The sequence below is a fragment of the Prevotella melaninogenica genome, from assembly GCF_003609775.1.
Lineage (GTDB): Bacteria > Bacteroidota > Bacteroidia > Bacteroidales > Bacteroidaceae > Prevotella > Prevotella melaninogenica_A.
This window is the reverse complement of record NZ_AP018050.1, coordinates 412,915-432,611: the sequence shown is the minus strand read 5'-3', so window position 1 is coordinate 432,611 and position 19,697 is coordinate 412,915. Positions and strand designations below refer to the sequence as shown.

Here is a 19,697-nt window from a genome sequence, read left to right as displayed (position 1 = left end):
TGGGGAATTTCCTCGTCCTTTCCCCTAACTTCCCTTCTGGCAGTTACTACAAGTTCAGAAATACTAAGGGGTATCGCGCATTCTACGCCCTCCCCTTTCGGGGAGGGATGGGGTGGGGCTTCTACTTCTTCTTCCACTCCATATACCCTGCTCCTGCAATCGCCAAGAGGAGGATAACGATAGAGATGTAAGCAATAGTCTCAGTAGTAGAGATACTTGTTGGGTGGAAGTCGAGTACTACCGTGTGCTTACCCGGCTTCACGCTTACGGCACGGAGGATGTAGTTCACACGTCCAAGCTCTGCTGGCTGACCATCGATAGTGGCTGTCCAACCCGGATAGTAGACCTCAGAGAAGACTACCACACCACCATTCTTTGAGTTAACGGTGTATTGCAGGTTGTTAGGCTCATACTTGTCGAGCTTCACAGTTGCTGTTGAGTCGTTCGCCTTTGCCTGACCCAAAGCAGCTTCAAACTTCTTGTCGGCTACGGCTTCATGGCGCACGTCAATCTTACCCACCTCTGCATACTCTGCGTTGGCATCGTTGACATAGGTGAGTTTATTAACAAACCAGCCGTTACCCTGTGCGTAAGGGTTCTGTATTGGTGCCGTTGTGCCACCCTGCAGTGGAAGGATAAAGTACTTCGTGTTAAGCATGTTCAGCACTGGGAAGGTCTTAGCACCATCCACAGCCTGCATATTACCACCTGCAGCAGCAATCGCCTGCATCGTCTTCTGCATTTCTGGAGCGATGTAAGCATCGATCATCTCCTGATAACGACGGAGCTTAGCAGGGTGATAACCACCAATACTCTTATGGAAGTAAGAAGTCTCGTTCTCGTTGAAAGTGTTTGAAGCAAAGTTCAATACACGATAGTCGAGGCTCTTGTCCTTATTAATCTCAAGGTCGGCTGCCGTTGGTTGCTGTGGCATATCACGCTCACTCTTTGGTACGAACATCTCGTCATTGAGGTAACGCTTGTCCACCTGCCACATATCAACAAGGCAAAGTACCAAAAGACCAGCCACCATATAGTCGGCACGCAACTTCTTCATCTTGTAAACAAAGAGTAGAGCGAAGCCGATGAGGATAACGATAACCGAACGCCAAGCATCAGAGCTGACCATTGCAGCACGCATAGCGGAGATATTAGCGAGGATTGTTCCAGCCGTATTGCCGTCCATGCCCTGAATGCTATTAATCATCTGGCGTTCCTGATCGTTGACAAACGGACCCATCATGTCTGGGAATACAGCCACTAAGACTGCCACACCCGCTGTCAAAGCGAGGCTGATATAAGCATACTTCATCTTCTGTCCTAAGAGTTCTGGCTCCTCAACAAGGCGCTTTAAGGTCAGAGCAGCCAAGAGAGGGATGGTGAACTCAGCGATAACAAGGATACTTGCCACCGTTCGGAACTTCGCATACATTGGGATGTAATCGAGGAAGAAGTTGGTGAAGCCCATGAAGTTATGGCCCCATGAGAGGAGAATGGATAGTATTGTAGCTGCCAACAATGCCCACTTCGTTGTACCCTTCACGATGAAAAGGCCTAAGATGAAGAGGAAGAGAACGAATGCACCGACGTAAACAGGCCCGCTCGTACCCGGCTGTGTGCCGAAATACTGTGGGAAAGCGTCGTAGAGCTGTGGAATCATTGACTGTATCTGTGGGTCAACCTTCGACATAGCCGTACTGCTTTGGCTCAATGGAACACTCGCTCCACCCTTTGCATCAGGCACGAGTAAGGTCATTGTCTCATCAATACCATAACTCCACTGAGTGATATAGTCGCGATCAAGTCCTGAACTTGTCTGGTTTGCACCATCAGCTTTCAGCAACTCGCTCTTGCCACGCATACTCTCTTTCTGATACTGCCATGTGTGGTAAAGGCTTGAGAGATTGATTAAAACACCAATCAATGCCGCTACAGCCAATACGCCCGTAGCCTTGAGGAAGCCTGCAAGTTGCTTCTCACGAACGGCTTGCACGAGATAGCCAATGACCATAAAGAGGATGATAAACAGATAGTAATAGGTCATCTGCACGTGGTTGGCCTTTACTTCAAAGGCTGTGAAGATGGCTGTCACAATGAATCCGGACAGATAACGCCCACGATAAGCCAAGACAACACCGGCAATCATCGGTGGAAGATAAGCCAACGCCATTACCTTCCAGAGGTGACCAGCAGCAATGATGATGAGGAAGTAGGACGAGAACGCCCACATGATACTACCCAAGGCTGCCAACGACTGTCGGAAGTCGAAGGCTCGCAGCAGAATATAGAAACCTAAGAGATAGACAAAAAGGAACCATACATTCTCAGGCAACCAAAGGTGATAAGCGTTCATCACCTGCGAAAGTCCGTCTGTTGACTGATACGATGGCGACATCTGATAGGTAGGCATACCACCGAAGATGGCGTTTGTCCAGCGTGTTGCCTCACCTGTACGGTTCTGGTACTCTGTCATTTCCTGTGCCGAACCGACACCTGCTGAGGCATCGTGGCGATAGAGAATCTTACCCTGAGTGACGGGTACGAAGAAGTAAGCGAACGAGATGACCGCAAACAACACGACTACCACTACATCGGGTAGAAATCTTTTCCAAGTTTTCATTATTATTTATTTTGCTTTTGTCTGACTTATGGATTAATCTCTGCAAAGTTACAAAAAACTAAGAACTTACAATATCCAACTTGTAACTTTTTCGTACCTTTGCAGTATGAAAATAGGAATCATCGTTGCAATGGACAAAGAGTTCGAGCAACTTAAAGCAATTCTTTCCAATACCGAGACGGAGCATTTCAATCATAAAGACTTCGTTACGGGACAGTTGGGAGAGAAGGACATCATCTTGCAGCAGTGCGGTATCGGTAAGGTTAACTCTACTATCGGTGCGGTGGAGATGATAAACCATTACCATCCCGACCTTGTTATCTCAAGTGGTTGTGCGGGTGGTGCTGACACTTCATTGGAGGTTACCGATGTGGTGGTGGCAACAGAGTGTGCTTACCACGATGCCTACTGTGGCGATGAGGTGGCTTTCGGTCAGATTATCGGTATGCCTGCTCGCTTCAAGGCTCCTACTGAGTTGATTGAAAAGGCACTGTCACTAAACAACTTGCCTGATTGTAAGGACTTACACGTCAAGGCAGGACTGACCGTCAGTGGCGAATGGTTTGTCAACTCACGCGAGAAGATGCAAGAGATAATGAACCACTTCCCTGAGGCAACAGCCGTCGATATGGAGAGTTGTTCGATAGCGCAGGTCTGCCATATCTATCAAACGCCTTTCGTTTCCTTCCGTGTCATCAGCGATGTTCCACTCAAAGACAACAAAGCCAGCCAGTACTACGACTTCTGGGAGCGCATTGCTAACGGCAGTTTTGAGGTGACGAAACACTTTATTAATTTAATTCAGAATTCATAATTCAGAATTCATAATTATGATTACCGATGTGGGCAGAGTTTATAGAATAAATAATTTGTTTACTTGTCCGCTTGATTCTATCACGGAACTAAAGATATACAGATTTCTTTTTAGCTAACAAAAGCTTAAAGGTTATGGATAAAACTGAAGCTAACCGCGGTAATCATAATTATGAATTTTGAATTATGAATTTTGAATTATGAATTTTGAATTATAATAGTAATCATAATTATGAATTTTGAATTATGAATTTTGAATTATGAATTTTGAATTTTGAATTATAATAGTAATCATAATTATGAATTGTGAATTGTGAATTATGAATTAATAACGGATTTTGAATTATGAATTCTGAATTAAACAAGATTCCTTCCTTTACCATTGACCACGAGCGTTTGCTGCGTGGCATTTATGTAAGTCGTAAGGACGAAGTGGGTGGCGAGACCGTTACCACCTTCGATGTCCGTATGAAAGAACCGAATCGTGAGCCAGTGTTGCACGTGGGTGCCATTCACGCCATCGAACACTTGGCTGCTACTTATCTTCGTAACGATGAGGAGTGGAAAGATCGTGTTATCTATTGGGGTCCAATGGGCTGCCTCACAGGTAACTATCTTATCCTTCGTGGCGACCTTGAGTCGAAAGATGTTGTCGATCTCATGCGCCGCACCTTCCAATTCGTTGCCGACTTCGAGGGTGAAATCCCTGGTGCTGCTCCACGCGACTGTGGTAACTACCTGCTCCACGACCTGCCTATGGCGAAGTGGGAGTCACGTAAGTTCCTCACTGAGGTGCTCAATAACATCACTGACGCTAACCTCATTTACCCAGAGAAGTAGTTGACAAGTTGCTTGTAGACAGGGTAATTGTAGACATAGTAACATAGGAACAAAGTTCTTTCGAGTAACAAGTTGACATGTAGATAAGTTGCTTGTAGACAGGGTAATTGTAGACATAGTAACATAGGAACAAAGTTCTTTCGAGTAACAAGTTGACATGTAGATAAGTTGCTTGTAGACAGGGTATGTAAAGACAGAGTAACATAAGAACAAGTTTTTAGTTAACAAGTTTTTAGTAGACGAGTAAACCAGTTGATAAGTAAACAAGTTATATGATTTGTTTTCTATCAACTGGTTTATTTTTTATCTATCAATCAAGCAACAGGTCAACTTGTCTACATGTCTACTTGTTACTCGAAAGAACTTTGTTCCTCTGTTGCTGTGTCTTATGTACTTTCTTCCTCTATTTATTGTTTACATTATGTCTCTTGTTCTTACTCTGTATTGTAAAGGAAATTCAAATTAAGGGAAATAAAAGGGCGTTAATTGGCTTCTAATTAACGCCCTTTTAGCTTGCAAAAGATGCTCTTTTGAGCTCTTACTAACGCCCTTTTGAAGTCCAATTAAGCACCTTTTGAAAGCCACCTTTGCAACTACTTGATAGCAAAAGACTTATAAGGGTGCTAAAAGTGTTTGTTTTTAGCCCTTTTCCTTGTCTTTTCTTTAACCATTTTGTCAATATCTTTCCTACTGCGAGTATTCGCATTTACGAATTTAATATGCGATGTTTTATTTACTCATTCTATGAAGATAGTATCACCTTGTATATAATATAAAGGTAGAGCAAAGAAATGTTTGTGACGTATTCAAGGATTAATCTGGTCATAGAGTCGCTGGTGAGGGGCTTGTAATGTGATGAGTGATTAGTAAGTAATGAAGGTGTTTGAGTAGTAAAGCTGTTTCAAACGTCTTAATTAGATTGTAGATTAAAAATACAAGTTATATGCATAAACTTACATATTTGATATTAATAAGTTTTTTGAGTTGTGTCTAAAAAAGCAGGTAAGTTATATGCTTTTTAACATGAAATGTGTCAACTTGTCGACTTGTTTATTTGTTAGTCTAATTCTGTTACTAAGATTTTAAGATAGAAGAAAATAAGTTAATGCTAATTGCAAAAACTGTATTTTTATAATGTGTAATACTTGCGCCTTTTTAATACTATCTTTTAGAGTTGAAAGGTGAGTTTTTTATATCTCTTTTTTAATCAGGTTTTTACCTTAAAAAGTACTCGAAAGGTATATTTTTTACACTTATCACGTAACCTTATTAGGATTAAAGGAGTTAAGTCTTACTTTTTTGCTTAACTTATGTTGTGTTTTGATTGTTTATTTTAGTTAGATTTTGGAGTTTTGAAAGCCTCTTTAACACGAAAATTTACGTAATTTAAGAATGTCAGATTCGTAAAACTTTATTAGTTATTTTTATCAATAGAAATCTAATTGTGTATATGTTTTTTGTATATCTTTGCTTCGTCAAACTTTATGTTACACTTAAAAAAATGCGTATAGTATATCTGGATTTTGCGTATAATACCTCTTATATATAAGGAGAGATTTATCGTAAGTTAACTTGTAAAATCTGGTTACATTTTCAGGTAAAACTTGGCTCGAAAAAAATGCATATATATAGAACCTATAATTCCTAAAATTAAATTGAAATAACCCAAAAATAAGAATGAATATGAAAAGTTATTTGAAACCGTACACAGCGTGTACAACAGTTGAGAGTGAAGGTTACTTGTTAGCAGGAACCGGTGGTGGACATAATGGAGGTCTTACACCAGCTGGCAGAAAAGCTCCTTGTCCTCCTAACAACCCTCCTATTGGTCAGACTAAAGATAGTTGGGGCTCTGTAAAGGCAGGCACTCCTTCTCCTGCAGCAAAAGAGGATTACTTCACCAATTTTGAAGATTAACGTTCTAACATTTAACAAATAACTAAAAACTTAAAATCATGACCATTAAAAGTTTTTACACATTATTACTAAGTGCAACCACTTTAATACTTGCTTCTTGTTCTACTGAAGTGACTGATGAACAATCTGGTGTGGCAGGTTCGGCTACTCGTTCATTTACTGTTAGAGAGGTGCAGGCACCTATGACACGTACGAATGTGTCGCTTGTAAAGGCTATCACATGGAATAAAGGCGATCGTCTCATTGCTTACAACATTACCTCTCCACGTAAGGATTACGATTATCTGTCTATTGCAGAGAGCGGATTTTTCTCTAAGTTTGTAGGTAATGTTCATTGGAAAGATGGCGATGAGTTAGCAGTTTTCTATCCTTACAGATATGATGCGGCTGATACACGTCTGGGTGTTGTTAATTTAGGATTGGATGAGAATAAAGTTTATGATAATGGCGAAGTTGTAAAGGGGCATCAGAATGGTACCGTTGAGAACTTTAGATTCTTCGATTACTCTTGGAATAAAGTAAAGAATATTTCGTCTGAAGGTGTTAATACATTGGCTGATGTTGCCTTTGAAAAGCAGTACTCTGTTTTAGGAGTGACAATGCAGTATAAAGGTCAACCTCTGAAGAAGATTAAGAGTTTGACACTTCAGAATGTCTATACCAAGGCAGAGTTTGACCTCGCTACAGGCAAAATGAAATATGAGCCAAAGGGTGAGATGACTATAAATGCTGAGGTTCCATTGGATACATTCTATGTGTTGCTTTTCCCTGATACACATTTTTCTCCAAAGTTCATTGTTGAAACAGTAGATGGTGAGAAGTATACTTCTGGTGATAGAACTACTTATGACCTTCAGCGTGCAAGATACTATTTCGAGAACGTTTTAGTTTCTTGTAATCCATGTATTGACATCGACGGAACAAAGTGGGGTAGATATAACTTGCAGTATGAGCCTTCTACTAAATTAGAGGGCTGGGCTCCAGGTTATAGACTTGCTAAGCAGGCTTGGGATTATTTCTATACTAATTCAGACCCATTCAACCTCTATCCAGACTTTCTCCCACGTGCTTTCAGTACCTCTGCTTTCGACCACTTCCGTTGGGGTAGCATTGCAGCAGCAAACAATTACAGCCACGATTATTCACGTTATTACTCATACCACATGGGCAATCTTCAGGGTGTGATTGAGAATAGATGCTACGGCGACCTTGCTTACTATGCTTCTAATGGTAAGTTTATGTTGCCTACAAAGGCTGATTTTGATAAGCTGATGGCAAAGACGGGTGAGTATGTTGGTTATTATCAAGAGGGCTGCAACATCATCGTTGGAGTGCTCTTCGACCCAACCGTTCCTGCTTGCAAGAAGGGTAGGGTACTCGACAAGAACGGTCACATTATCGGCAGAACAAACCACTCAAATGCTATCTATGTGGGTAAGTACTACGAACGTAACACACGTATGAAGAAGTTCTCTAAGGAGGATATTGATAAGGGTGTGTTCTTCCCATTCGCTGGTGCTTACACTGAGTACAATGATGGTGCACCACGTCTTCAGCGTCCAGGCGGTCAGGCTTTCTACTGGACTTCTAATGCGAACCCTTGTAACTATACACAGGCAACAGCATTCACAGCTTACTACGAAAATAATGGCTGCCTCTACCCAGGTACTGTTAATGGCTATTCAAATGGTAACAATCCTAAGTGTATCATGTATAGCATTCGCCCAATCTGTGTTAGCAGCAGTGCAAATACTCAGCAAACCAAGAAGGGTAAATAATCGAGTTTACAAGTTAAATTAAATCATAGCAAGTTGATGAGTTGTAAAAAACTTATCAACTTGTTTTTTTATGGAAAGATAGGAGGGTTCGTCAGCACAAGTAACTCTCTGTGATTTCTCCGACTTTTAGGTCTCTGAGCGTTTGAGTGTGCTAAAAAGAAAATCAGTTCTTTCTGTTCCTCTGTGTCATCTGTGAGAGAATGCTGTGATAGAGTCGCTGTTTCTTTATTTTCTCACAGATAGCACAGAAGAACAGAGTCCATAGGACGCACAGAAACCTAAAGGTTATGGATAACACAGAGCGTTAAAACAAAAATTCAGCACAAGCAACTCGTCAACTCGTTTACTCGTAACTCGTCCACTATAACTCTGTGAGTTCCCCGACCTTTAGGTCTCTGAGCGTTTGAGTGTGCAAAAAGGAAATCTGTTCTTTCTGTTCATCTGTGTCATCTGTGAGAGAATGCTGTGATAGAGTAGCTATTTCTTTATTTTCTCACAGATAGCACAGAAGAACAGAGTCCATAGGACGCACAGAAACCTAAAGGTTATGGATAACACAGAGCGTTAAAACAAAAATTCAGCACAAGCAACTCGTCAACTCGTTTACTCGTAACTCGTCCACTATAACTCTGTGAGTTCCCCGACCTTTAGGTCTCTGAGCGTTTGAGTGTGCAAAAAGGAAATCTGTTCTTTCTGTTCATCTGTGTCATCTGTGAGAGAATGCTGTGATAGAGTAGCTATTTCTTTATTTTCTCACAGATAGCACAGAAGAACAGAGTCCATAGGACGCACAGAAACCTAAAGGTTATTGATAACACAGAGCGTTAAAACACAAAATCAGCACAAGCAACTCGTCAACTCGTTCACTATAAATCTGTGCTTTCCTCGACCTTTAGGTCTCTGAGTGTTTTAGTGTGTAAAAAGGAAATCTGTTCTTTCAGTTCCTCTGCGTCATCTGTGAGAAAATGCAGCACCCAACGTTATGAAAATCCCTTACAAATTATTAAATAAAAAGGCTGATAAAGAGCTAAGAATGGAGAGTTTTTTGGGGCTATTGTAAATCACTTTAAAAGCTTTCACTAAGCGATAGATATGTATCGGTAAGTAAGCCCTGACCAATGGGGTTGTGGGTAGGGTCTGTTTTTTATTCTGTCTCTTTTGTTTTTTATGTCACTCCGTCTTCTTCCGACACTCTGTGTTGTAAAGATAATTCAAAGATTAAAAAATAAAAGGGCGTTAATTGGCTTTCAATTAACGCCCTTTTAGCTTGCAAAAGATGCCCTTTTGAGCTCTTACTAACGCCCTTTTGAAGTCGAAGTAAGCACCTTTTGAATTGCACTCTCACAACTATTTGATAATAAACTACTTATATTGACATTAAAAATGCTTGTTTTTAGCTCTTTTTCTCGTCTTTTTATCGGATGATTTGTAATAATATTTCAAATCTCGGTATTCAAAGTTTTAAGCTTAAAGTTGCGGTACATTCTCTCACAGAACTCACAGATAAACAGATGACACAGAAACCTCCCCCAACCCCTCCAAAGGAGGGGGCTGCCTAACGGATAGTGGGTAAACTAAATCAACTAACCTGCAATAGCTTTACACTTCATATCATAATTATGACGTACTGATGAGAACTCAGTTCGAATAATTTTGGCTTATGAATTTTGAATTACAATAGTAATCATAATCATGAATTATGAACTCTGAATTACAATAGTAATCATAATTATGGATTATGAATTGTGCATTATGAATTACAATAGTAATCATAATTATGCATTTTGAATTATGAATTATGAATTAATAGAGGATTATGGATTATTAATTTTGAATTCATAAAAAAAGTGTTATATTTGCACCCGTAAACCTAAATCAATGTAATTATGTCTAAATCTACTACTGTCTTCCTTGGTATGAGGAAGCACCCCCCATTCGCTACGAGTAGGGTGGCACTCTCTTTGTGTTTGAGTTTATTGGCTGCTACCCCTGCGTTTAGTTCTACAAGTGGAAATATAAAAACACTTGAAAGTACGCAACAACAAAAACAAACTATCAAGGGTGTTGTGAAAGATACCCACGGTGATCCAGTTATCGGTGCCTCTGTTATGGTTAATGGAGTCGCAATGGCTGTTACTGATGTTGATGGTAACTTCTCTCTTTCAGCAGCACCGGGTGCTGTACTACAAGTAAGTTATGTGGGCTTTAAGCCTCAGTCCGTAACCGTCAAGGCAGGTATGACTAATTATGCCGTTAGTCTGCAAGATGACAACCAAGCATTGAACGAAGTGGTTGTCGTAGGTTATGGTGTACAAAAGAAGGTGAACCTCACGGGTTCTGTATCATCTGTTAAGGGCGATGCACTTGAGATGCGCCCAGTAACCGACGCGTCGCAGAGTCTTCAAGGTTTGGTACCCGGTTTGATGGTATCAAATGGTAGCTCTGGTCGTCCGGGTGCTACTGCAGCCTTGTCATTACGTGGTCAGGGTAACCTCTCTGGTACTGGTCATCCTTACGTTTTGGTAGATGGTATCGAGATGAGTCTTGCCGATGTCAATCCGAACGATATCGAGTCAATCTCTGTATTGAAAGATGCTTCTGCTTGTTCTATCTATGGTGCACGCGCAGCATACGGTGTTATCTTGGTAACAACGAAACGTGGTGAGGAAGGCAAGATGCACGTAAACTATCAGGGAAGTATGGGTTGGAACCGTCCTACCGTACTGCCTGAGATGGCAAATGCCGTAGAGTTTGCAAAGATGTGGAATGCTGGTGTTACGAATGCCAACTCTTCTCGTCTTTACAGCGATGAAAAGATTAAGCTCTTAGAGCAGTATATGAACGACCCATCAAGTGTGAATCCATGGCAAGAACTCCCTGCCAACGCTTCGATGAACCCTGCCTTTGAGAATACAGAGAAGGGTATTGGTAACGTTGATTACTTCAAATTACATTATAAGGACTATGCCTTTAAGCAGCAGCACAACGTTAGTTTGAGCGGTGGCGGTAAGCAGGCACAGTATTATGTATCAGGAGGTTACTTCAAGGAAGACGGTATCTTGCGTTATGCGAAGATGAACTTTGAGCGTATGAACCTCGCTTCAAACCTCACTTCTCGTCTTACCTCATGGATGAAGATGAAACTTAACTTGAAGTATGTTCACTCTGTCGACAATACTCCATTTGGTGCAGGCGGTTTGAGCGAAGGCTTCTATCACTCATTAGCACGCTTCCGTCCAACGATTTCAGTGGTTGATCCTCATGGTCATTTCACAGAGTTGTCAATGATTCCTTACTTGCAGAGTGGCACTTTCACCCGCACAAAGCGCAATCATTATGACATCACCTTAGGCTTTGAGGTTAATCCAGTAAAGGGATTGATTATCAATGCCGATTATACTAATAAGTTTATCACAACCTCTTACGAGGCTTTGAATGTTGCGCCAGACATCTATGCAGCTGATGGTGTGACGACTTCAAAGGGTGTTCGTGGTGAGTTGGATGCAAGTCCTGATGGCAAGTATCAGCGTTCAAACTATAACATCCACTATCAGAATATTAGTCTTTATGGTAACTACTCATTGACTCTTGCAGAGGATCATAACATCGTTTTGATGGCTGGTTATCAGGAGGAAAACAATAAGGTAGACTACTTGAAGAACGGTATCTCTGGACTTTACTCAATGCACAATCCAAACACTGCAATGGGAACAGGCGACAAACAGCCAGATGATATCCGCAATGGATGGGCTACACGTGGCTTCTTCGGCCGTATCAACTACGACTATCAGGGTCGTTATCTGCTCGAAGTAAACGGCCGTTATGACGGTTCTTCACGCTTTGCACGCGACCATCGTTGGGGCTTCTTCCCATCAGTATCACTCGGTTGGAACATCAGCCGTGAGAAGTTTATGGAGCCACTCAGCCAGAAGGTATCGCAGTTGAAGTTGCGTATGTCATACGGTAAGTTGGGTAATCAGGCTGGTGCAGGCCTCTATACCTTCGCATCAACGATGAATCTCAGCAGTGGATTGGGAAGCTATATCTTTGCTGATGGTCGTCATGCTTACCTCCTTGCGCCGGGCGTTGTAAACCCAGCAACAACATGGGAGAAGGTGAGCAGCAAGAATATCGGTTTAGACTTCGGCTTTATGAACAATGCCCTTACGGGTAGTCTTGACGTCTATGAGCGTAAGACAAAGGATATGTTGGGTCCTGGTGTGGACTTCCCAGACTTCTTCGGTGCTAATGCTCCGCAGACCAATAACGCCTCTTTGCGCGATCGTGGTTGGGAACTCACGCTGAATTATCGTGGTAAGATTGGCAAGGATATCGACTATAGCATCGGTGGTTCTTTGGCAGACTATACCTCTATCGTAACAGACTATGCTAACCCAACTGGTACTGCTCCAGCAAGCAACTGGTATAGAGGTAGACGCGTTGGAGAAATCTGGGGCTATCGTACTGACGGCTTGTTGCAGACACAGGAACAGGCTGATGCCTACAATGCTACACACAACAACACCTTCTTCTCTACCTTAAAGTGGACTCCGGGTGACGTTGCTTTCCGCGATCTTAACAATGATGGCTATGTGAACAATGGTAAGAATAAACTCGACGATATGGGCGATATGACCATTATCGGTAACACCTCTCCTCGTTATCAATATACTATCAACGGTATGGTTAGCTGGAAGGGACTTAGCTTGAGCTTCATGTTCCAAGGCGTAGGCAAGCGTGATTGGGACCCAACAAACAGTGTTTACTTCTGGGGAACAGGTCCTTACGCACAGGTAACTATCTTCAAGGAGCATCTTGACTATTGGTCAGAGAGCAATCCTAATGCCTACTATCCAAAGCCTTATATCAACTCAGCAGGTGGCGTTCGTCCATACGCTGCGAAGACAAAGAGCCAGCCTACTGACCAGTATTTGCAGAGTGCGGCTTACTGTCGTTTGAAGAACTTGACCTTGAGTTACGTCCTCCCACAGACATGGACACAGAAGATGAAACTCCAGCAGGTTAAGGTGTTCTTCTCTGGTGAGAACCTCCTTACCTTCACAAAGCTAAAGAAGATGCTCGACCCAGAGGTTATCTTCACTGCAAACGGCTACACTGGTGAAGGCGGTAAGAACTATCCAATGAACAAGGTTCTGTCATTTGGACTTATGGTTAATCTCTAATCACTTAAAAGAATAAAACTATGAAACTTAAATATATATGTTTAGCACTCTTGAGTGCAACAACACTTACAAGTTGCTTTGACTTAGATAAGTCTCCTGAGGGAGTGCTTTCAACGGTCAATCCTTTCACCTCCTTGGGTGAGATGAACAGCTATCTCGACCAGTTCTATCAGACTGGTGTGAAGGCTCAGGACTTTAACTCATGGGGTAGCGGTGGTATTGCTGGTATCGATATGAACAGCGATAACATGGCAAGTGGCTCTGTTAATACCCGCCTTAATGGTGGTTTGACCCTTGCTAACGCAGGCAAACTCTCTCATTACTACAATATTCGCAACGTCAACTTCTTCTTGAATAATCTCAACTTCAAGGATAAGAACTCTGCTGCCTACAAACAATGCGTGGGCGAGGCTTACTATTTCCGTGCATGGTTCTACTTCCAGTTGTTCAAGAACTATGGTAAAATCGCTTGGGTGAACCGCCCTCTCGAACCACAGGAGGAGGAGATGAACCAGCCGCAGCAGGAAAGAACGGTAATTGCCGATAGTATTCTTGCCGACCTCGATAAGGCTATTGCCAACCTTAACTTGCAGAACAGTAGTGCTACAATGCGTATCCACAAGGACGTGGCACGTGCTTTCAAGAGCGAGGTGGCACTCTATGAGGCTACATGGGAGAAGTATCATAAGGCAAAGAACGACGCCTTCTTCGACCCTACCGTTACTGATGCGAAGATTAAGTCTTACTTAGATCAGTGCGTTGAGGCTTGTAAGGACGTTGTAGACAGAGGTGTTTGGAAAATCTATACGACTGGTAACACACTGAATGACTACCGCGTTATCTTCCAGACAGAGGACCTAAGCAACAACTCTGAGGTGTTATGGTTCAAGCGTTATGACGGCGTGAACGTTGGTAACAGCGTTGATCGTTACCTCAACCAAGGTGGTGGTAGTAGTGGTGTTACCGCATCGTTGGTGGATGACTACCTCACCATCGATGGCAAACCATTTGTAGGACCAGCCGTGTTGACCGCAAAGGCTACCTTTGGCGACGAACTGAAGCCAACCGTTCGCGACCCACGTCTGTGTCAGACAGTTTGTATGCCGGGCCAGATTCTTCGTCCAGACCAAGGCGGTTATGTAGTTCCTCCACTCAATGGTTCAGGCTACAACAAGAATGAAACAGGTTATTCAATGTTGAAGCACGTGCAGATTGACTATAAGGGAAGCCTTGATCAGGAAGGAAAAGGCAGCACACCAGCTATTCAGTATCGCTATGCTGACATCCTCTTAAACTATGCTGAGGCTTTGGCTGAGCTTGATGGTGCTGCTAACGCAAGTCAGATTATTACTATCTTGAAGCCTTTGCGCGACCGTGTTGGTATGCCAGCAGTCGACTTCGACAGAGAGTATAACACCGAGGCAGACTATCCTTTCCGCAATCTCGACAAGTATTTGCAGGCTGTTCGCCGCGAACGTCGTGTTGAACAGGCTTGTGAAGGCCGTCGATTGGATGATATCTTCCGTTGGGCAGCAGCCGATGAGCTGATCGTTGGAAAGCGTGCACACGGTGCATTGTTTATTGGTAGCAACCTTGAGCATCATGCAAAGTATGGTACAAGCCTCGTTTATGACAAGCCATCAGGCAACAACATCTACCTCTCTGGCAAGCCAGGTGACGCTCAGCGTTACGTATTGCCAGTGAATCCATCAGGTTATGAGACTGGTTGGAAGTTTAATCCAAAGCGCGATTATCTCCTTCCTTTCGAAACACGTATGCTCACACTGACTAACAATCTGTGGAAGCAGAACCCTGGATGGGATAAATAATTGCGATAAACCAATTTATTATATATGCAAAATAAAGTATTATATGGCTTGACAGGAGCGATTGCAATGGGTGCAGTCGTTCCTGCCCAAGCGCAGAAGAAACCGATGAATATCGTCTTTATCATGAGCGATGACCACTCTTACCAGACTATCAGTGCTTATGATAAGCGTTTCATCAACACACCAAACATCGACTGGTTAGCAGACAATGGTGTGAAGTTCCAAGAGAGCTTCGTTGCTAACTCGCTCAGCGGTCCATCACGTGCTTGTATGCTTACTGGTAAGCACAGTCATGCAAATGGATTCACGGATAACTCTAAGACCTTTGATGGTGGTCAGCAAACCTTCCCTAAGTTGCTCCAAAAGCAGGGCTATCAGACGGCTATGATTGGTAAGTGGCACCTTACCTCACTGCCAACAGGCTTCAACTATTGGGACATCCTTATCGGACAGGGCGACTATTATAACCCTGACTTCCTCAGTAATGGTAAGAAGGTGCGCCGTCCGGGATACGTTACTAACATCATTGCCGACATGGCGATAGACTGGATGGAGAACAAACGTGACAAGGACAAGCCTTTCTGTTTGTTGATGCACAACAAGGCGCCACACCGTGTGTGGAACCCTGATACCTGCGATCTTCGCCTCTATGATGACGTAACCTATCCATTGCCAAAGACTTTCTATGATGACTACTCTGGTCGTCTTGCTGCTCAGAAGCAGGAAATGAATATCATGAAGGATATGGACCTCATCTATGACAACAAGATGGCTGACAAGGAGAATGAGATTCATACCACTACTGGTCTTGAGCAGTGGGGACGTGGTAACTACAAACGTATGACGCCTTCACAGCGTGCACAGTGGGATAGCTACTATGATCCAATCATCAAGAAGTTTAAGGAAGACAAACTCTCTGGTAAGGCTCTCGCTGAATGGAAGTACCAGCGTTACATGCACGACTACATGCGTGTGATTCATTCTGTCGACCGCAACGTGGGCCGTGTCATTGAGTATCTTCGCCAGCATGGACTCCTTGAGAATACAATGATTGTCTACACCTCTGACCAAGGTTTCTATATGGGTGAGCATGGATGGTTCGATAAGCGTTTCATGTATGAGGAGTCGTTCCGCACACCACTCTTGGTTTATCTCCCGGGTGGTAAGCATGGCGTTGTTAGTCAGATGGTACAGAACATCGACTATGCACCAACCTTCCTCGAGGTAGCTGGAGCAAAGGTTCCTTCTGACATTCAGGGCCGTTCTTTCCTCCCACTCCTTGAGGGTAAGAAGCCAGCTGACTGGCGTCAGTCGCTCTACTATCACTACCACGAATACCCAGCCGAGCACTCTGTTTGCCGTCACTATGGTATCCGTACGAAGCGTTATTCACTCATGCACTTCTACAATGATATTGACTCTTGGGAGCTTTACGACTTAAAGAAAGATCCAGAACAGATGCACAATATCTATGGTAAGCCAGGCACAGAGAAGCTCACAAAGAACTTGAAGAAGCAACTCCTCCAGCTGCAGGTGCAGTATGATGACCCTATCCGCAATAAGGAGAACATCTTGAAGAAGTAAGTTCGAACAATACTTTCTATTAAACCCTAATCGACCATTAGACCACAATATTCTAAAATCTGTTCAGGTTCTAATGCCGATATGGGTAATAAGCTCTAAGGAGGATATGTCAGCTCGTCTGATATATCCTCTTTTGATTTTTGAAATTTCATTACAAATAATCCCGTTTGTAGGCTAAGAAATGACGATAAATTAGCAAATTTCACGCCTCGTGTAAGTTACTTGTTATCAAACACTTGAAACATTGCATATAAAAAGGTGCTTAATAAGACTTCAAAAGGGCGTTAGTAAGGGGCTTAAAGGGCATCTTTTGCAAGTCAATTAGGCGTCTTTTAAAAGCTTAAAGAGCATGTATTGATTTTGATACACACGAAAATAGTTTACAAAAATCAATTAGAATTAGAATAAGTTGTTTGTAAAAACGGAAAGAAAAGTCCCCCCCTCATCCTCCTCTGATGGGAAAGAAAAGCCTCACCCCCCAACCCCCTCTCCTACAGAGAGGGGGAGTGCTGGGAACCGTTTGCTTAGAAATGACTAAAAGTTTTCCCTAACCAATAGGGGTATCTCGCTATCTACTCCCCTCTCCATTCGGAGAGGGGCTGGGGGTGAGGTCTAAAACTCCACCGTCACCCTACCATTAATTTGTCGGCCAGTGAGATAGTTTGGAACGGCATACTGCTGTCCGGCGATGTCTGTCACCCAATAATAAGAGTTGACGTTGTTGATACCAAAGAGGTTTAAACAGTCAAGACCGAGCCAGATGTTCTTAAAGATAGTATTGCGATGACCGTCATTGTTGTCTAATAGGCGGTAGCTCATACCGATGTCGGCACGCTTGTAAGCGGGTGCTCGGAAGGTGTTATTCTCTAATTCCTGATGTGGAGCAGAGAAAGGCAAACCGTCTGCGTATGCCAACTTCAGCGACATACGCCAACGTGTTGTGCCGGGGAAGAAGTCCGTGAAATAGAGGTTGAGCGCATAACGCTGGTCGGTTGGGAGCGGAATACTCTTACCATTCAACTTCATACTCGTGTTCATCACACTCAGCGTCAGCCATGAGTCAGCACCCGGAACGAACTCACCGAAGAGTTTAAGGTCGAGACCCGTTGCGTGTCCTGTGGCTGTGTTCTCACCATAGTAGGTCACCTTTACATTGTCAACAGAGTATGGAACGAGGCGTGAGAGAGCCTTGTAATAAGCCTCCGCAGTAAACTTAAACGGACGACCTAACATCTCAAAGCGGTAGGTCATGCCTGCCAATGCGTGGATAGACTGCTGTGCACGAATCTTTTGATTGAGCGTTGCATAGGTGACACCATTGACGATTGACGTGTCGCGAAGCTCCTTATAGAAGGGTGCCTGATAGTAGATACCACCTGCGATGCGGAAACTAAGGTTGCGGTTTCTGCCCGGTGTGATCGTCAGCGATGCACGTGGGGAGAATAGGCTCTCACCGTTGAAGTCCCAATGCGCGAAGCGTACGCCATAATTCAGTGTGAAAAGCGTTGGCACAGAGTCACGAGTCTGGAAGTTCCATGTGTCCTGCAAATAGCTTTCAAAGCGTTTCGCCTTGAGTTCATTGCGGGCACGGAGCGAGTAAATCATCTTCAAGTCACGCCCTGTGTGAGGCACGTTATAACCCGCAGAATCACGATATTCGTATTCAGCAGAGTTCTCCTTGATATTCTCAAGCTTATAGGTCACAGCACCCTCAATCTTATGTTTGCCAGCACGATGCTGCATCATCAACTTCAAACTCTTCACGTTAGCGTTGAGATAGTCGCGAGAATGTTGCATAAACGTACCCACACCGAGGTTTTCAGACGTCTCAGTCTGTGTCAGCCAGTACTGTCCTTGAATGTCATAACGCTCCTGCTCCTTCGTTGTGAAAGCCGATGCGAGGAGGGAGAGGTCTGTGCGTGAACTCAAATGGCGTGTGATAGCCAACGAACCGAAGAAGGTACGGAAGAGATCTTTCTCCTGTCCATCGAAGTAGACACGGAACTTCTTCACGTTCTGCAGCGTTCCGAAGTTTGTCTCACGGTCTTCTGGCTCGAAGTTATAGCGGTTTTCAGAGATGTTACCGATGAAATCTACCTGCCAACGTTTGTTGGGTTGCCATGAGAGATAAGTCTGATAATCAAGGAATGACGGACGATATTCGCCCTTTGTTTGGAGTGAACCAAGGAGGTAACGATTGGTTTTATAGCGCACGCCATTGGTCCATGTCAACTTCTTCGTAGCTAATCCGAGGTAGGCACTGGCACCTAAGAGAGAGGCTGAGATGGATGCTTCCGTCTTCTTTGGACGCTTATAGGTGATGTCCAAAGCCGAACTCATCTTGTCACCATATTTCGCTTCGAATCCACCGGTTGAGAAACCAACGCCCTCAACCATGTCAGGATTGATAATCGAAAGACCCTCTTGCTGTCCGCTTCGCACAAGGAAGGGGCGGAATACTTCTATGTTATTGATATAGACAGAGTTCTCATCGAACGTACCACCACGAACGTTATATTGTGAAGATAGCTCCGAGTGGGTTGAAACACCCGCCTGAGTCTGTACCATTTCTTCGACAGCATTGCCCGAAGTCGATGGTCCTTGTTTGGTTTTTTGAATATCCAATTCTTCTGTTGTTCCGTGCTGTTTGGCTTTACCTTGCACTACAACCTCCTCCAATGCGTTGTCGTCAGCTAACTGAATGAGCAGTGTCTGCTTTCCCTTTGGGCGCACAAGAACCCTCGTCTTGGTCTTATAGCCGATCATTGAAAAGCGCACCTTCACAGAGTCTTCACTCTGCAATTGCATATTGAACTCGCCCTTTAGGTTAGTCATCGACAGTTTTCCTTGCGTAACCACCATGACAGAAGCCAATTCAATAGGGTTGCCATCCTTGTCGGAAACCTTACCTTGAAGGGTGAACGATTGTGCAAATGCTAACTGGGCTGTCAGCATGAACAATAGAAGTAATATGTATTTCTGAATATTCTTACGTTTCATACATTATATAACGTTGGTGATACTGTTTTATTGTCTTTCCCAGTTACTTAGAATAGAAAGACTTATTGTAAAGCTGTTCTCGCACATTCAGCGAGGGAATAATTGCAATTATTGGTCTAATTTATATATTTCT

General features: G+C 43.4%; 9 protein-coding genes. 7 read left to right on the top strand and 2 right to left on the bottom strand.

Features of this window, described 5'->3' with window-relative positions; all coding sequences use genetic code 11:
- Window positions 1-121 precede the first annotated feature (121 nt).
- The gene (locus PMEL_RS08520; RefSeq protein WP_120174926.1) at window positions 122-2,620 is read right to left on the bottom strand and encodes a YfhO family protein; all 2,499 of its coding nucleotides are present in this window, start codon (window positions 2,618-2,620) and stop codon (window positions 122-124) included.
- Window positions 2,621-2,726: 106 nt separating this feature from the next.
- Here PMEL_RS08520 and PMEL_RS08515 point away from each other — a divergent pair, with 106 nt between their 5' ends.
- The 7 genes from PMEL_RS08515 to PMEL_RS08485 all read left to right on the top strand — a co-directional run bounded on the left by PMEL_RS08515 (window position 2,727) and on the right by PMEL_RS08485 (window position 16,564).
- A complete protein-coding gene (locus PMEL_RS08515) occupies window positions 2,727-3,434 on the top strand; it encodes a 5'-methylthioadenosine/adenosylhomocysteine nucleosidase (RefSeq protein WP_120174925.1) in 708 nt (235 codons plus the stop codon).
- Window positions 3,435-3,778: 344 nt separating this feature from the next.
- Window positions 3,779-4,273, top strand: coding sequence for an S-ribosylhomocysteine lyase (locus PMEL_RS08510; RefSeq protein WP_120174924.1), 495 nt, complete (start codon window positions 3,779-3,781; stop codon window positions 4,271-4,273).
- A gap of 1,677 nt (window positions 4,274-5,950) precedes the next feature.
- Window positions 5,951-6,190, top strand: coding sequence for a hypothetical protein (locus PMEL_RS08505; RefSeq protein ID WP_120174923.1), 240 nt, complete (start codon window positions 5,951-5,953; stop codon window positions 6,188-6,190).
- 110 nt (window positions 6,191-6,300) lie between these two features.
- Complete coding sequence (locus tag PMEL_RS08500) at window positions 6,301-7,968, top strand: fimbrillin family protein (RefSeq protein ID WP_231999454.1); 1,668 nt, start codon at window positions 6,301-6,303, stop codon at window positions 7,966-7,968.
- A 1,886-nt stretch (window positions 7,969-9,854) separates the two neighbouring features.
- Window positions 9,855-13,151: a SusC/RagA family TonB-linked outer membrane protein gene (locus PMEL_RS08495; protein ID WP_172586779.1), complete on the top strand. Its 3,297-nt coding sequence runs from the start codon at window positions 9,855-9,857 to the stop codon at window positions 13,149-13,151.
- Between the two features lie 20 nt (window positions 13,152-13,171).
- Window positions 13,172-14,980 (top strand): RagB/SusD family nutrient uptake outer membrane protein, encoded by a 1,809-nt coding sequence (locus PMEL_RS08490; RefSeq protein WP_120174921.1) that lies wholly within the window; start codon window positions 13,172-13,174, stop codon window positions 14,978-14,980.
- Window positions 14,981-15,004: 24 nt separating this feature from the next.
- Entirely contained in the window at window positions 15,005-16,564 is a 1,560-nt protein-coding gene (locus PMEL_RS08485) for a sulfatase (RefSeq protein ID WP_120174920.1), read from the top strand.
- Between the two features lie 612 nt (window positions 16,565-17,176).
- On the opposite strand, the gene PMEL_RS08480 is transcribed toward PMEL_RS08485, so the two are convergent.
- Window positions 17,177-19,564: a TonB-dependent receptor gene (locus PMEL_RS08480; RefSeq protein WP_120174919.1), complete on the bottom strand. Its 2,388-nt coding sequence runs from the start codon at window positions 19,562-19,564 to the stop codon at window positions 17,177-17,179.
- Window positions 19,565-19,697 lie beyond the last annotated feature (133 nt).

Coding starts and splice junctions, on each gene's coding strand:
- PMEL_RS08520 (WP_120174926.1), bottom strand. CDS start 2,620: ATGAAAACTTGGAAAAGATTTCTACCCGATGTAGTGGTAGTCGTGTTG.
- PMEL_RS08515 (WP_120174925.1), top strand. CDS start 2,727: ATGAAAATAGGAATCATCGTTGCAATGGACAAAGAGTTCGAGCAACTT.
- PMEL_RS08510 (WP_120174924.1), top strand. CDS start 3,779: ATGAATTCTGAATTAAACAAGATTCCTTCCTTTACCATTGACCACGAG.
- PMEL_RS08505 (WP_120174923.1), top strand. CDS start 5,951: ATGAATATGAAAAGTTATTTGAAACCGTACACAGCGTGTACAACAGTT.
- PMEL_RS08495 (WP_172586779.1), top strand. CDS start 9,855: ATGTCTAAATCTACTACTGTCTTCCTTGGTATGAGGAAGCACCCCCCA.
- PMEL_RS08490 (WP_120174921.1), top strand. CDS start 13,172: ATGAAACTTAAATATATATGTTTAGCACTCTTGAGTGCAACAACACTT.
- PMEL_RS08485 (WP_120174920.1), top strand. CDS start 15,005: ATGCAAAATAAAGTATTATATGGCTTGACAGGAGCGATTGCAATGGGT.
- PMEL_RS08480 (WP_120174919.1), bottom strand. CDS start 19,564: ATGAAACGTAAGAATATTCAGAAATACATATTACTTCTATTGTTCATG.